At 71.3% G+C, this 14,061-nt stretch carries 15 protein-coding genes; 10 read left to right on the top strand and 5 right to left on the bottom strand.

The genetic code is table 11. From position 1 onward, the window contains the following. Positions 1 to 16: 16 nt before the first annotated feature. Both ACIBF5_RS16185 and ACIBF5_RS16180 read right to left on the bottom strand, forming a co-directional pair. Positions 17 to 661 (bottom strand): DUF3515 family protein, encoded by a 645-nt coding sequence (locus tag ACIBF5_RS16185; protein ID WP_396812239.1) that lies wholly within the window; start codon positions 659 to 661, stop codon positions 17 to 19. Next, positions 661 to 894: an Lrp/AsnC ligand binding domain-containing protein gene (locus ACIBF5_RS16180; protein WP_326560463.1), complete on the bottom strand. Its 234-nt coding sequence runs from the start codon at positions 892 to 894 to the stop codon at positions 661 to 663. Before ACIBF5_RS16180 ends, ACIBF5_RS16185 begins: the two co-directional genes overlap by 1 nt. Before the next feature lie 169 nt (positions 895 to 1,063). Between ACIBF5_RS16180 and ACIBF5_RS16175 the strand changes: the two genes are divergently transcribed. Both ACIBF5_RS16175 and ACIBF5_RS16170 read left to right on the top strand, forming a co-directional pair. Beyond that, positions 1,064 to 2,002 (top strand): thiamine-phosphate kinase, encoded by a 939-nt coding sequence (locus ACIBF5_RS16175; protein WP_396812237.1) that lies wholly within the window; start codon positions 1,064 to 1,066, stop codon positions 2,000 to 2,002. A 76-nt stretch (positions 2,003 to 2,078) separates the two neighbouring features. Continuing rightward, complete coding sequence (locus ACIBF5_RS16170; protein WP_396812476.1) at positions 2,079 to 2,525, top strand: GNAT family N-acetyltransferase; 447 nt, start codon at positions 2,079 to 2,081, stop codon at positions 2,523 to 2,525. A 243-nt stretch (positions 2,526 to 2,768) separates the two neighbouring features. Here the strand turns inward: ACIBF5_RS16170 and rpmB are convergent, their stop codons facing one another. Further along, the gene (gene rpmB / locus ACIBF5_RS16165; protein WP_121158930.1) at positions 2,769 to 2,960 is read right to left on the bottom strand and encodes a 50S ribosomal protein L28; all 192 of its coding nucleotides are present in this window, start codon (positions 2,958 to 2,960) and stop codon (positions 2,769 to 2,771) included. A gap of 191 nt (positions 2,961 to 3,151) precedes the next feature. On the opposite strand from rpmB, the gene ACIBF5_RS16160 reads away from it, so the two are divergent. Both ACIBF5_RS16160 and recG read left to right on the top strand, forming a co-directional pair. Further along, the gene (locus tag ACIBF5_RS16160; protein ID WP_396812235.1) at positions 3,152 to 4,810 is read left to right on the top strand and encodes a DAK2 domain-containing protein; all 1,659 of its coding nucleotides are present in this window, start codon (positions 3,152 to 3,154) and stop codon (positions 4,808 to 4,810) included. Between the two features lie 17 nt (positions 4,811 to 4,827). After that, positions 4,828 to 7,047, top strand: coding sequence for an ATP-dependent DNA helicase RecG (recG, locus tag ACIBF5_RS16155; RefSeq protein WP_396812233.1), 2,220 nt, complete (start codon positions 4,828 to 4,830; stop codon positions 7,045 to 7,047). A gap of 154 nt (positions 7,048 to 7,201) precedes the next feature. Here the strand turns inward: recG and ACIBF5_RS16150 are convergent, their stop codons facing one another. Continuing rightward, a complete protein-coding gene (locus tag ACIBF5_RS16150) occupies positions 7,202 to 8,368 on the bottom strand; it encodes a cell wall anchor protein (protein ID WP_396812231.1) in 1,167 nt (388 codons plus the stop codon). A gap of 570 nt (positions 8,369 to 8,938) precedes the next feature. Beyond that, a complete protein-coding gene (locus tag ACIBF5_RS16145) occupies positions 8,939 to 9,934 on the bottom strand; it encodes a cell wall anchor protein (RefSeq protein WP_396812229.1) in 996 nt (331 codons plus the stop codon). Positions 9,935 to 10,252: 318 nt separating this feature from the next. On the opposite strand from ACIBF5_RS16145, the gene rsmD reads away from it, so the two are divergent. The 6 genes from rsmD (at position 10,253) to ACIBF5_RS16115 (ending at position 14,042) form a co-directional block, all read left to right on the top strand. Beyond that, positions 10,253 to 10,816, top strand: coding sequence for a 16S rRNA (guanine(966)-N(2))-methyltransferase RsmD (rsmD, locus tag ACIBF5_RS16140; protein WP_396812227.1), 564 nt, complete (start codon positions 10,253 to 10,255; stop codon positions 10,814 to 10,816). Continuing rightward, complete coding sequence (gene coaD, locus ACIBF5_RS16135) at positions 10,813 to 11,301, top strand: pantetheine-phosphate adenylyltransferase (RefSeq protein WP_396812226.1); 489 nt, start codon at positions 10,813 to 10,815, stop codon at positions 11,299 to 11,301. Before rsmD ends, coaD begins: the two co-directional genes overlap by 4 nt. Positions 11,302 to 11,518: 217 nt before the next feature. Beyond that, the gene (locus ACIBF5_RS16130) at positions 11,519 to 12,016 is read left to right on the top strand and encodes a hypothetical protein (RefSeq protein ID WP_121158938.1); all 498 of its coding nucleotides are present in this window, start codon (positions 11,519 to 11,521) and stop codon (positions 12,014 to 12,016) included. Positions 12,017 to 12,161: 145 nt separating this feature from the next. Continuing rightward, complete coding sequence (locus ACIBF5_RS16125) at positions 12,162 to 12,725, top strand: YceD family protein (protein ID WP_396812224.1); 564 nt, start codon at positions 12,162 to 12,164, stop codon at positions 12,723 to 12,725. A 5-nt stretch (positions 12,726 to 12,730) separates the two neighbouring features. Next, a complete protein-coding gene (gene rpmF, locus ACIBF5_RS16120; protein ID WP_030335284.1) occupies positions 12,731 to 12,904 on the top strand; it encodes a 50S ribosomal protein L32 in 174 nt (57 codons plus the stop codon). A 109-nt stretch (positions 12,905 to 13,013) separates the two neighbouring features. Continuing rightward, on the top strand, positions 13,014 to 14,042 hold the full coding sequence (locus ACIBF5_RS16115; RefSeq protein ID WP_396812223.1) for a phosphate acyltransferase PlsX: 1,029 nt from the start codon (positions 13,014 to 13,016) through the stop codon (positions 14,040 to 14,042). Positions 14,043 to 14,061 lie beyond the last annotated feature (19 nt).

The raw sequence follows: 14,061 nt of genomic DNA, 5'->3' as shown, positions 1-14,061 counted from the left end.
GCCGGGGCGGGTCGTCTCAGGCGGTGCAGCCGTAGGGCTTGGTGGCCGAGGAGGGAACGGCTTCGACCACCGACTCGGCGAGCGGGGCGATCAACTGCAACGGCGGGTCGTCACCGCGCGGCACGGCGACCCGTACCGGCACCTCACGGTCCACTGTGACGAAGACCGTCTGGTCGGACTGCTCCTGCGCGTGCCAGCAGACCGAGTTCACCACCCAGACCTGGTCGGTCGGCGGGAACGAGGGGAGCGGGCTGCCGCAACTGACCGCGACGGCCGGGTCGCCGTACGCGGCGTTCTGCTCCGGACCGGCGCTGACCGGCCGCTGGGCCAGTTCGCCGAGGGTCGCCGGCAGGCGGGAGATCAGCGCCCGGCAGACCGTGGCCGGCCGTTCGGCGAGCGGTAGGGCGGCCATCTCCACCGGGGCGGTGGACTGCGCCCGGGGCGTGGTCGCCGACGGCGTCGGGTTCGCCGAGGCGGCGTCGGGCGTGGGGGCGAGCTTGCCGAAGGCGAAGATCGCGACGAGTACGGTCAGCGGCAACGCGACCACGGTGGCCCAGATCGCGGCCTGACGATTCGACCGGTCCGAGGCGGGCGGGGCCGTCCGTTCGGTGTCGGAACCGTCCTGCTCGACCGGTGTGGGGGTGGGGCTGCTCTCCGCCATCAGAGGCGCACCACCGAGCAGGTGAGGGTACGGGTGATCCCGGGCACCAACTGCACCTTGCTGACGATCATCTTGCCCAACTCGTCGACCGTGTGCGCCTCGGTGAGCACGACCACGTCGTACGGCCCGGTCACGGCATCGACCCGGACGACACCGGAGATATCCGTGATCTGCGCGGCCACGTCACGCGCCCTTCCGACCTCGGTCTGGATGAGGATGTACGCCTGGACCACGACCTGACCTCCGTCCGCCGCCGAGCGGCTTCGACCGTGAAAATACCGTACGGAGTGGGTCGGTTCCCCACCGGTGGTCAAGGGAGGCGCAAGTGAGCGTGCGGAGCAAGCGGATCGGTTGGTGTGCGGTGGCGGTGTGTGCCCGGGTGCGGCGTACCGGGGGCGGCGCGTGAGCGTGGCCAGCGCCGGTGAGTTCGGTCTGATCGCCCGGGTGACCGCGCGGCTGGGCAGCGGGGCGACGGTGCTGCTGGGGCCGGGTGACGACGCCGCCGTGGTGAGCGCACCGGACGCACGGGTGGCCGCGTCGACGGACGTACTGGTCGAGGGGCGACATTTCCGCCGGGACTGGTCATCGGCGGCCGACGTCGGGCACCGGGCGGCAGCAGCCAACCTCGCCGACATCGCCGCGATGGGTGCGGTGCCGACCGCCCTGCTCGTCGCCCTCTGCATCCCACCGGATCTGGAGGTGCGGTGGGCCGAGGAACTCGCCGACGGTCTCGGCGCGGAAGCCGCCCTCGTCGGGGCGAGTGTGGTCGGCGGCGACATGTCGTCGAGCCCCACCCTGACGATCGCGGTCACCGCCCTCGGTGACCTGGGCGGCCGGGCACCCGTCGTACGCAGCGGCGCGCGGCCGGGCGACCAGGTCGCCCTCGCCGGTCGGGTCGGGTACGCCGCCGCCGGCTACACCGTGCTCTCCCGTGGCTTCCGTACGCCGAAGCTGCTGGTGGAGGCGTACCGGCGACCGGAGGTGCCGTACCGGGCGGGGCCGCAGGCGGCGCGGCTCGGCGCCACCTCGATGATCGACGTCTCGGACGGGCTCCTCGCCGACCTCGGTCACGTCGCCTCGGCCAGCGAGGTCGGCATCGACCTGCGCAGCGGGGCCTTCGAGATTCCGACCCAGATGCGGGACGCGGCACACGCGCTCGGCATCGACCCGTACGCCTGGGTGCTCGGTGGCGGGGACGACCACGCTCTGGCCGCCACGTTCCCGGCACACGTGGCGTTACCGGATGACTGGCGGGTGATCGGGCGGGTGGTCGACGGCACCGGGTTGACCGTGGACGGCAAGCCGTACAAGGGGAGCGCCGGCTGGGACCACTTCCGGTAGGGGACGGACCGTCGACCGGATCGGTAGGGGACCGTCCGCGCCGTACCCTTCACGGGTGAGCGAGATCGAGATCCGCATGGTGCGTTACGACTCCCTGGTGGCCCAGCAACTCGTCGCCGACGCCCTGGCCGACCTGGGGCGTCGGTACGGCGGGAGCGGCGACGAGACCCCGGTGGACGTACGCGACTTCGAGTCGCCCTCGGGGGCCTTCCTGGTGGCGTACCGGGGTGGGGAGCCGGTCGGTTGCGGTGGCTGGCGCAGCCACGGCGACGACGGGGAGACGGCCGAGCTGAAGCGGATGTACACCGCCCCGTCGGCCCGGGGGCGAGGGGTGGCCCGCGCGGTGCTCGGTGCGGTGGAGCGGTCAGCCCGTGAACAGGGGCGCAAACGGCTCATCCTTGAGTGCGGCGACAAGCAGCCCGAGGCGATCGCAATGTACGAGTCGTGCGGTTACGTGCGGATCGAGAACTTCGGTTACTACCGCGACTCCCCGGACTGCCTCTCCTACGGTCGGCCCCTCTGACCCACCCGGTCCGACGGTTTCCGGCTCCCGGAGGAGAGATCGTCGGTGTGGTCGCTCAGCCAGGGGCGTGGAGCGGCCACCCGTGGGATCGGGCCCTCGGACAGCGCACGCGGGGATACGCGGACACGCAACATGCGGGGAGCGCGGACACGCAAGTAGCCGTCGGGTCCTTCGGGACCCGACGGCTGATGCGGTCTGGACCGGCGTGCCTGGGCCGCCGGATTGCGGGACGCGACGAACGCGTCAGGCGCGGGCGACCTTACCGGCCTTGATGCAGGAGGTGCAGACCTGCATCTTGCGGGTGTTGCCGCCACCGGCCGGGGTGCGCACGGTCTGGATGTTCGGGTTCCAGCGGCGGTTGGTCCGCCGGTGCGAGTGGGAAACGTTGTGGCCGAAGCCCGGTCCCTTGCCACAAACGTCGCACACGCTAGCCACGGGATACTCCTGGGATTGATCGTTCATGAAGTCGCCGGCAGGGTGCTGTCCGGGCAACCTGGCCAGGCTACCCGATGCCTCCACCGTCCGGCGAATCGGCTCCACCCCACCCACCGGCTCCGGCCTGCGTCGGGGCGGTGTCGGGCCGCGGAGTACGGCGGGCGTCGGTGGTCGCCAGTAGGCTTCACGCCGTGCTGCAGACCCTCGACGCCGCCGCCATCCGGCAGTGGTGCGCGGGTGGGCTGGCGGCACTCGTTCGCCACCAGGTCGAGATCGACGAGCTGAACGTCTACCCGGTGCCCGACGGTGACACCGGCACCAACCTGGTCCTCACACTCACCTCGGCACAGCAGGCGCTCGCCCTCGACTCCGACGGTACGCCGGAACCGAACCAGACCGGACCGGCCCCGCACGCGCGGGTGCTGCGCCTGATCGCCCGGGGGGCGCTGCTCGGCGCCCGGGGCAACTCCGGCGTGATCGTCTCCCAGATTCTGCGCGGCCTGGCCGACACGCTCGCCGACGAGCCGGTGGTGGGCGGTCGGGAGCTGGCCCGGGCGCTGCGGGCGGCCAGCACGGCGGCGTACGCGGCAGTGGCGGAACCGGTCGAGGGCACCGTACTCACCGTTGTCGCAGGGGCGGCGGATGCGGCGGAGCGGGCCGACACCGACGACCTCGCCACGGTCGCGACGGCCGCCGCCACCGGTGCGGCCCACGCGCTCGCGTCCACCCCGGAACTGCTGCCGGTGCTCGCCCGGGCCGGGGTGGTCGACGCCGGTGGCCGGGGACTCTGCGTCCTGCTCGACGCACTGGTCGAGGTGATCACCGGCGCGGCGCCGAGTCGGCCGGTGACGGCGCCACCCGGGCCGCGCCCGCCGCGCACCGTCGCCCGCGAGACCGGCGCCGAGACGTACGCCTACGAGGTGCAGTTCCTGCTCGACGCCGCACCCGAGGCGGTGACCAGGATGCGGGCGGTGCTCGCCGGGCTCGGTGACTCACTGGTGGTCGTCGGCGACGAGGCCACCGCTGGCCGGATCGGCACCTGGAACGTGCACGTACACGTCAACGACGTCGGGGCGGCGGTGGAGGCGGGGGTGGTGGCCGGCCGGCCGTACCACATCTCCGTCGTCCGCTTCGCCGACCAGGAGGCCGGTGCCGCCCCGGTCGCCGGTGCCGTCCCCCTGCCGGAGCGGGTCGAACCGCCGAGCCGGTCGGCGGTCGTGGTCGCACACGGCGCCGGGCTGGCCGAACTCCTCGTCGGCGAGGGCGCCACCGTGGTCCGGGGCAACCCCTCCACCGGCGAACTGCTCGCCGCCATCCGGTCGACCGGCGCGAGCCGGGTGGTGGTCCTCCCCAACGACCCCAACACCCAGGCCGTGGCGAACGCCGCCGCCAAGGAGGCGCACGAATTCGGCGTCAAGGTCAGCGTGGTGCCGACCCGCTCGCCGGTGCAGGCACTCGCCGCACTCGCCGTACGCGACCCGGCCCGCCGCTTCGAGGACGACGTGATCGCGATGGCCGAGGCGGCCGGGGCGTGCCGGTACGGCGAGGTCTGTTATGCCAGCCGGGAGGCGCTGACGGTGGCCGGGCGGTGCCAGCCCGGAGACGTACTGGCGCTGGTCGAGGGGGAGGTGCACCTGATCGGCAGCGACCTCGTGTCGACCTGCACCGCGCTGCTCGACCGGATGCTGGGCGGCGGCGGCGAACTGGTCACGTTGCTGGTCGGAGCCGACGCACCGGCCGGACTCGCGGCAGCCGTACGGGAGCACGTAGGGAGTCGTTGGCCGTTCGTGGAGGTGCACGACTATCCCGGCGGGCAGCCGTTGTATCCGCTGCTGGTGGGGATCGAATGACCGAGCGGAGAGATGGCATGACCGAGCCGAGAGATGGCACGACCGAGCCGTTGACGGCCGAGACGCCGCTGCGTATCCCGCTGGGCGAGAAGACGGCCAAGGCTCTCGCCAGCCACCTCGACCTGCACACCGTCGGCGACCTGCTCTACCACTTCCCGCGCCGGTACGACGAGCGTGGCGAACACACCGACATCCGGTCACTGGAGATCGGTGAACAGGTCACCGTCCTCGGTCAGGTGCAGCGCACCATCGTACGGCCGATGCGTCAACGGCGCGGCAACCTGCTGGAGGTGGCCGTCGGGGACTCCTCCGGCGGAGTGCTGACGATCACCTTCTTCGGCAACCAGGCATGGCGTGAGCGGGAGCTGCGCCCCGGCCGGTGGGGGCTCTTCGCAGGCAAGGTCACCGAGTTCCGGGGCAAGCGGCAACTCAACGGCCCGGAGTACGTGCTGCTCGGTGAGGGGGCCGCCGACGGCGAGGCGGCGGCGGGGGAGGAGATCGAGGAGTTCGCCGGGGCGCTGATCCCCGTCTACCCGGCCGCGGTGGCGATGCCGACCTGGGTGATCGCCCGCTGTGTGCGGGTCGTGCTGGACACCGTGACCATGCCGGAGGATCCGCTGCCGGCAACCATGCGGGCCAGCCGGAACCTGGTCGGACTCGGCACCGCCCTGCGGGAGATCCATCGGCCGGGCACCAAGGAGGACCTCTACCGGGCCCGGCACCGGCTGAAGTGGGACGAGGCGTTCGCCGTACAACTCACGTTGGTGCAGCGCAAGCACCGCGCGGCGGCGTGGCCGGCGCGACCCCGACCGCCGCGTGACGCCGGCCTGCTCGCCGCCTTCGACGCGCGCCTGCCGTACGAGCTGACCGAGGGGCAGCGGTCGGTCGGCGAGGAGATCGCCGCGGATCTGGCCACCGCCCACCCGATGCACCGGCTGTTGCAGGGCGAGGTCGGCTCCGGCAAGACGGTCTGCGCGTTGCGGGCCATGCTCCAGGTGGTCGACGACGGCGGACAGGCGGCGCTGCTGGCGCCGACCGAGGTGCTCGCCGCCCAGCACCACCGGGGCATGCTCGACCTGCTCGGACCGCTCGGTCGCGCCGGTGAGCTGGACGGCGACCCGGACGGCACCCGGGTCGCGCTGGTCACCGGGTCACTCGGCGCGGCGGCCCGGCGCAGTGCGCTGGAAGAGGTGGCAGCAGGCCGCGCCGGCATCGTGCTCGGTACGCACGCCCTGCTCTACGAGGGGGTCGACTTCGCCGACCTTGGCCTGGTGGTGGTCGACGAGCAGCACCGGTTCGGGGTGGAGCAGCGGGACGCGTTGCGGGCCAAGGCCGAGCAGCCGCCGCACGTGCTGGTGATGACCGCGACCCCGATCCCGCGCACGGTGGCGATGACCGTCTACGGCGATCTGGAGATCTCGACCCTGGCCCAGTTGCCGCGCGGCCGGTCGCCGATCGCGTCGCACGTGGTTCCGGCGTCGGAGAGGCCGGCGTTCCTGGACCGGGCCTGGCGCCGGCTACGCGAGGAGGTGAACGCCGGACACCAGGCGTACGTGGTCTGTCCCCGGATCGGCGACGGGCCGGCGTCGGACGAGGAGGCGCCGACGGACGAGTCCGCCAAGCGCCCCCCGTTGGCGGTGACCGAGGTGGCCCCGCTGTTGGCCGAGGGGCCGCTGCACGGGCTGCGGATCGGGGTGCTGCACGGGCGGCTGCCGGCGGACGAGAAGGACGCGGTGATGCGCTCCTTCGCCGCGGGTGAACTGGACGTGCTGGTGGCGACCACGGTGGTCGAGGTCGGGGTCGACGTACCGAACGCCACCGTGATGATCGTGCTGGACGCGGACCGGTTCGGCGTCTCCCAGCTGCACCAGCTTCGCGGCCGGGTGGGTCGGGGTTCGGCCGCCGGTCTCTGCCTGTTGGTCTCCGAGGCGATGGAGGGTACGCCGGCCCGGGAGCGGCTGGACGCGGTCGCCTCCACCTCGGACGGTTTCCGCCTCGCCGAACTGGACCTGGAGCAGCGCCGCGAGGGGGACGTGCTCGGCGCGACCCAGTCCGGCCGCCGCTCGCATCTGCGCCTGCTCTCGCTGCTGCGGGACACCGACCTGATCCGGGACGCGCGGGCCGAGGCGATCGCGCTGGTGGAGGAGGATCCGGAGTTGACCGGGCAGCCGGCGCTGGCCGCCTCGGTGGCCGCGCTGGTCGACGAGGAGCGGGCCGAGTACCTGGAGAAGGGCTGACGGCAGCCGCGACGCGTGGGCGCGGTCGTAGCGCCCCGGGCGGTGGCGTCACGGCGTCTGTCGGTGTGACAAAGCGTCGAGGGCGGGCCGACCGGTTGGTCGGCCCGCCCTCTGGCGGATCAGTTGTTACTCGCGGAGCGGTTCAGGCTCAGGCTCAGGCGGTGAAGGTCAGCCGGCGGCGACGGGCCACCACGAAGAGCGCCACACCGATGCCGAGCAGGACCAGTGCCCCAGCGGCGATGCCACCGGCGGCCGCACCGGTCACCGGCAGGCCGCCCCCGGCGCCACCGCAGTCTGCCGGCTTCTCCCAGGCGATCGCCTCGGTGTCGTCCAGACCCTCGGCGCTTGGGGTAACGGTCAGGCCCTCGGAGGCCGGGAACTTCGCGGTCTCGGTGGTGCCGGGCGCCACGGTCAGCGTCTTCGGCTCGCCCGTGCTCGGGGTGAGGGTCAGGGTGACGGCCTCGCCGTCCTCCGGGTTGCTGATCATGAAGATCAGCTCCTCGCAGGTGGACTCGTAGCCGCCCACCGGCTCGCCCGGCTCGACGCAGTTCTCCGGCTCGACCCAGGTGTAGGTCTCGCCGACCTGCTTGTTGCCCTCAGTGATCTTGATCTGGCCGGCGTTGGCCGGGACGACGATGTCGTCCTTGCTGGTGCCCGGCGCGAGCGTGTACGTCTTGTCGAAACCGGTGGCCTTGACCTGCAGCACCGCGTCCGCCGTGGCGTCCTCGCCGTTGCTCAGGGTCACCTGAACGGTGCCGTCGCAAGCCGACGAGGTGGAGGCGTTCGGGTTGCTGACCTTGGCCGGCGGGGTGACCGGCGGCGTCGGGGTGGCCGTCGGGGTGACCGGCGGCGTCGGGGTGGCCGTCGGGGTGGCCGGCGGCGTCGTTGGCGGGACGTCCTTCTTGCAGGTGCCCTGGAAGGTCACGTTGCCCTCGCGGACCGTCTCCTCCTTGAAGCCGTCGCTCCAGGTGGCCTTGACGTCCAGTTCCGCCTTCTTGAAGGAGGCGGGAACGCGCTGCGTTCCCCTGATCGCGGTGCCGACCGGGTGGTCCTCGTTCTTTTTGATGCCCTCGAGTGTGGTGCTCTCGGGGGTGTGCTTGACGTAGTGCAGCTTGAACGTCCGGGACTTGTAGTGAAGGGTGCTCTTGACCTTCCAGGTGACCACCCACTCACCGGTCTCGGTGTCACAGACGGCGCTACCCGAGGGGACAGAGATGTGGGCACTCGCAGGCGTTGCCACGGCGATTGCCGCGGCAAGGCCCAGGAAGGTGGCCCCGAGGGCGGCGAGCGGTCGCCGGAGCGACAGCTTGGGACGGATCACGGGTACTCCTGAGGGGTGAAAGCTTCAGGGCACGGCGTTGGGGTGACGTAAACGGTCGCTGTCCACATAGGTGCGACCCACGTTGTTGCCTCCCGCCGTCGTGCGTCGGCGACAACGCACCGGCACAGCGCCCGACCTTAGCGATATCCGTGCTGCGGCGACAGCCTTCAGGGGCAGTTAAGGATTCTGTTATGTATTTGAGATAACGGATGCGATGTCCGTTCGCCAGGATTCCCCGTTCATTCATGCTTTCACCCTCCGCCGTACGGGGAATCGCGGGAAGTAATCGAGTGGCCACGCTTGAGTTACTGGGAATGATCGTTTGGGAATGCACGATCGCATGTAGAGGGACGATGCGCCGTCCATCCCGCGTCCACGAAGGACTGGACCGGAAGGCTCTCGACCGTAAACGTCGGTGAAACGCCCGGTCCCCTGTCAGGACAGGGAGCCACGTTTCCGTGGCGAAACGCCGAGGGCGCGTCGACCAAATGGTCGACGCGCCCTCGGTTCGGTGCTGTGGATCCGGTGTTACCTACTACCCGAATCGTCCGCCGGTCGGGCCGGTGGGGATCAGGCGGTGAAGGTCAGCCGGCGACGGCGGGCCACCAGGAAGAGCGTGACGCCGATGGCGAGCAGGACCAGGGCCCCGGCGGCGATGCCGCCGGCAGCGGCACCGGTCAGCGGCAGGTCGCCGCCGCCCGCACCGGAGTCACAGCCCTCGGGCTTCTCCCACGCGACCGGCGTGGTGTCCGCGACACCCTCGCCGCTCGGAGTGACGGTCAGGCCCTCCTCGGCCGGGAACGACACGCTGCCGGACTTGCCCGGCTCGACGGTCAGGGTCTTCGCCTCGCCCTTGCTCGGGGTGACGGTGACGGTGACGGTCTTGCCGCCCTCCGGGTTGGTGACCGCGTAGGTGAGCTCGTCGCAGGTGCTCTGGACCGAGGTTTCCGGCGTGACCGGCGCCGGCGGGGTGGTGCTCGCCGACGGGGTCGGGGTGGCCGGGGTGCTCGGGCTCACCGACGGGCTCGGGGTGGCCGGAGTGCTCGGGGTCGCCGACGGGGTGGGGCTGGCCGAGGTGCTCGGGCTCACCGACGGGCTCACCGACGGGCTCGGCGAGGTCGGGGTCGCGCAGACCTTGGTCGGCTTGTTCACCCAGGCGGACTCGGCCTCGTGGTTGATTATCTGGTTCTGGTGGCGACCCTCGCGCACCCAGCGGGCGCCCACCGTGAGCTTGGTCCGCTGCTGGTTCTTGGTGAGCGTCTGCACGCCCGTCAGCGTGCCGTCGTTCTTCTTCGGCAGCACCGCGTTGACCGTGATGCCGGTGAGCGGCTGGTTCGGCGTGGTCGACCGGACCTTGACAACCGTGCCGGTGATGTCGGCTTCGCTGTTTGCGACGCTCCAGTTGACCTGCCAGTCACCGGACGCGGTCACGCAGGGGGCCGATCCGGTGACGGCGGTTTGGTGCGCGCTGGCGGGCGCGGCGATGGCGGTCGCGGCGGCGAGGCCCATGAGGGCGGCCCCGGCGACAGCGAGCGGGCGCCGCAGCGACAGCTTGGGATGGATCACGCGTGACTCCTGGAGATGGAAGCGTTAGGGCACGGCGTTGGGAGTTAGGGGATTGGGTCGCCGCCGACTTGGGCGCGACCGGAGACGACGCCTTTCCCAACGTCGTACGCCGGCGAGAGGCAGCCGGCACGGCGCCTGACACTACAGATTCCGGGAATATTGAGACAGTTTTGAGATCATCCGGCTCTCATTGTTATTGACTCGGGATCTTTGATCAACAACTCGTGTCCGGAAGATCTCTCTCGGTCGACGGGTGGTGTCGCCGAGCCGCCGCCGAGGGTCGGCGTACCGTCTTGGCGTGGAGAGCGGGAGGTCGTCGTGACCCGGATCGTCGCCGGCACCCTCGGCGGACGGCGCATCGTCGCCCCGTCGGGCGCGTCCACCCGGCCAACCTCGGACCGGGTGCGTGAAGCGTTGTTCAGTGCGCTGGACAGCCAACTGGACCTGGACGGCGCCCGTTTCGCCGACCTCTACGCCGGCTCCGGCGCGGTCGGCCTGGAGGCGCTCTCCCGGGGTGCGGCACACGTACTGCTGGTCGAGGGGGACCCGAAGGCGGCTCGGATCGCGCGGGACAACCTCGCCACCCTGCGTGCCACCCCGGCTGCCAGACTGGTCACCGGAAAGGTCGCCCAGGTGCTCGCGACCGGCCCGGACGGCGGGCCGTACGACATCGTATTCGCCGACCCGCCGTACGCGGTCCCCGACGAGGAGATCACCGCCATGCTGGCCGCCCTGGTCGACCGGGACTGGTTGGCTCCGGAGGCGGTGGTGGTGGTGGAGCGGTCCACCCGTACCGGCCCGGTCGAGTGGGTGCAGGGGATCACTGCCGAGCGCGGCCGGCGTTACGGCGAGACCACTCTTTGGTACGGTCGCCGATCATGAGACGTGCGGTCTGTCCCGGCTCGTTCGACCCGGTCACCAACGGCCATCTCGACATCATCGGACGGGCCAGCCGGCTCTTCGACGAGGTGATCGTCGGCGTCCTGATCAACCAGTCCAAGAGCGGGCTCTTCACGGTCGACGAGCGGATCGCGATGCTGCGCGAGGTGACCGCGGACTACGACAACGTACGAGTCGAGTCGTTCCGCGGGCTGCTGGTGGACTTCTGTCGGGCGCAGCACGCGTCGGTCCTGGTCAAGGGGATCCGGGCGGTGAGTGACTTTGACTACGAGTTGCAGATGGCGCAGATGAACATCGGGTTGGCCGGGGTCGAGACCCTCTTCATGCCGACGAACCCGACCTACTCGTTCCTCTCGTCGAGTCTGGTCAAGGACGTCGCCAAGTGGGGTGGTGACGTCTCCCCGCACGTACCCGACCTGGTCCGTCGGGCGCTGCGGGAGCGACTGAACTCCACCGCGCCGGCCTGACCGCCGGCCGGGCCTGTGGGGGTACTCCCCGGCAGGCAACGGATCGCGGCGTGCGCTTTACTGAGCGTGCCTACCGCACCGGCTCCGGGTGTCCGACGCGCCGCGCCGGGCAGTTTGGTCCCCTTGTCCTCCGGGCACCGCATCATTGGTTGAGCAGCGACCCGGTGGTACGCCGCATCATGTAGGTCGGCAGACGAACGACAGGAGTGAGGTACCGGTGGACCCGCTCGACCGCATCGACGATCTCATCAACATCGTGGAGACGGCACGCTCCGTCCCGATGTCGCGCACGAACTGCATGGTCGACCGGGCGGAGTTCATCGCCGCGCTGGACGAACTCCGCGCCGAGCTGCCGATCGACCTGCGCCGGGCGGCGGCGCTGCTCGAGGAGCGGGACAACATCATGGATGCCGGCAAGCGCGAGGCGGACCGGATCATCAGCGAGGGCGAGGCGGAGCACGCCCGGCTGGTTTCGGTGAACGAGATCACCGTTTCGGCCGAGCACGAGGGTGCCCGGATCATCGCCGAGGCGCGGGCCGAGTCACAGCGGCTCCGCGCGGAGGTCGACGACTACGTCGACACGGCGCTCGCCAACTTCGAGCAGTTCCTCACCCGGGCGCTCGCCTCGATCGAACGGGGTCGGGACAAGATGCACGCGTTGCGTGAGATCGGCACTTTCGCCGGCGAAGAGAGCGAACGCCCGTTGCCGTTCTGATCGTGACCATTCTGACCCGACGTACGGACCCGGACGGACACCGCCGGCCAGGACCGGAGCACCCCCCGGGGGTGCCCCGGTTCGACGGCCGAGCCCCTGTCCAGGTAACCTGTTTCGTCGGCCTCCAACAGGCCGGAGTCTGATTATGCCCAAACACTTGCCAAACCAACTCGATCCCAGGTCGCCGCTGGTCCTCGACACGAGGGAACTGCCGCGTCGGCCTGGTGCGTTGCGTACGGTCACGCGGGTGGTACCGGCGCCAGCGGACCTCGGCCTGGAGATGATCGGCATGCCGGAGGGCACGGACCTGAGCCTCGATCTGAGTCTCCAGTCGGTGTCCGAGGGCGTATACGTCTCCGGGACCGTCTCCGGGGCCGTGCAGGGCGAGTGTGGTCGCTGCCTGCGCCAGATCGACGACTCGTTGGTCGTCCAGGTCCAGGAGCTGTTCGCATACGAGAACAGCACCACGGACGAGACGACCGAGGAGGACGAGGTGGGCCGCATGCAGGGCGACCTGATCGACCTGGAGCCGACGTTGCGGGACGCGGTGGTGCTCGCACTGCCGACGAACCCGCTGTGCCGGGAGGACTGCCCAGGACTGTGCACCGAGTGTGGGGTGCACTGGGACGAACTGCCGGCTGACCACAGTCACGAGCAGGTCGACCCGCGCTGGGCGGGCCTGTCGCAACTGACCCGTAAAGAGGAGTAGGAACCGTGGCCGTCCCGAAGCGCAAGATGTCGCGCAGCAACACCCGGTCCCGCCGGGCGAACTGGAAGGCTACGGTGGTCGCGACCGTGGCGTGCCCGCAGTGCAAGTCGCCGAAGCTGCCGCACGCGGCGTGCAGCGTCTGTGGCACCTACAACGGTCGCCAGGTCCTCGAGGTCTGACACCGGAGTGACGCTCCCGACCCCGGGTCGGGTCGCGCCCACGCCTTGGCGATCGCCCGGTGTGCCGGCTCCCGCCGACACCGGCCGCAATACGACGGCCGGCGTTCCCGTGGAGCCGGGCACCGTGCGGATCGCCGTCGACCTCCTCGGCGGGGACGGTGCTCCCGCCGTCGTGGTTGACGGCGCTCTGCGGGCGTTCGGCGCCGACCCCGATCTGCACCTGCTGCTCGTCGGCCCCCCTGAGGCGGCCGACGAGCTGCTGGGCGTCGTGCACCCGGCAGATCGGGAGCGGATCTCCGTCCGGCCGGTCCGACGGGGCGTCGCGATGACCGACGACCCTCGGCGGGTGAGCCGGGCCGACACCACCGTCCGCGCGGCGGTGGCCGCGGTCGCCGACCGGACCGCCGACGCGGTCGTCTCCGCCGGTGCCACCGGCGCCACCGTGACCGCCGCCGTACTCGGCTTCGGACGCTGGCCGGATGTTCGTCGGCCGGCCCTGATCGCCACCATGCCCGCACTCGCCGGGCCGGTGGTGCTGCTCGACGTCGGCGGTTCGTTCGAGGCTCGACCGGGCACCCTGGCCCGGCACGCGGTGCTCGGCGCCGCCTACGCCACCGTCGTACACGGAGTGGTCCACCCCCGGGTCGGGCTGCTCTCCGTCGGGACCGAGGCGGGCAAGGGCGACCGTGCCCGGCGCGCCGCCGACCCCGTACTCACGCTCGCACCACTGCCGCCGGGCGCGCACTACGTCGGCATGGTCGAGGGGTACGACATCACCTCCGGCGACCGCGCCGACGTGATCGTCACCGATGGCTTCACCGGAAACGTCCTGCTCAAGGGGATCGAGGGCGCGTACGCCATGGCCGGCGGGCCGCCGGCCAGCGGGGGAGCGCCCCGGGCCGCCGCCCTGCTCGGCGTGGCCGGTACGGTCGTCGTCTGCCATGGCGCGGCCCGCGACGACGACCTCGCCTCGGGAATCGCACTCGCCGCACATCTGTACCGGCGCGGTGCGACCGCGGCGATCTCGGGGCTGCTCGCCGACCACGCCCGGGACGGTCACGCGACCGACCGGGGTACGGCCGACGGACCCGGTCGTACAGATCATGGCGCCGACGAGCGGACCGAGGAGACTCCATGACCGATACCGAGGTAGCCGC

This window comes from Micromonospora sp. NPDC050417, from assembly GCF_044458865.1.
In the GTDB taxonomy this organism is placed as follows: domain Bacteria; phylum Actinomycetota; class Actinomycetes; order Mycobacteriales; family Micromonosporaceae; genus Micromonospora_G.
The sequence above is the reverse complement of the archived record's forward strand: the minus strand, read 5'-3'. Positions and strand labels throughout refer to the sequence as shown.

Coding starts and splice junctions, on each gene's coding strand:
- ACIBF5_RS16185 (WP_396812239.1), bottom strand. CDS start 661: ATGGCGGAGAGCAGCCCCACCCCCACACCGGTCGAGCAGGACGGTTCC.
- ACIBF5_RS16170 (WP_396812476.1), top strand. CDS start 2,079: ATGGTGCGTTACGACTCCCTGGTGGCCCAGCAACTCGTCGCCGACGCC.
- recG (WP_396812233.1), top strand. CDS start 4,828: ATGACCGAGCCGAGAGATGGCACGACCGAGCCGTTGACGGCCGAGACG.
- coaD (WP_396812226.1), top strand. CDS start 10,813: ATGAGACGTGCGGTCTGTCCCGGCTCGTTCGACCCGGTCACCAACGGC.
- ACIBF5_RS16125 (WP_396812224.1), top strand. CDS start 12,162: ATGCCCAAACACTTGCCAAACCAACTCGATCCCAGGTCGCCGCTGGTC.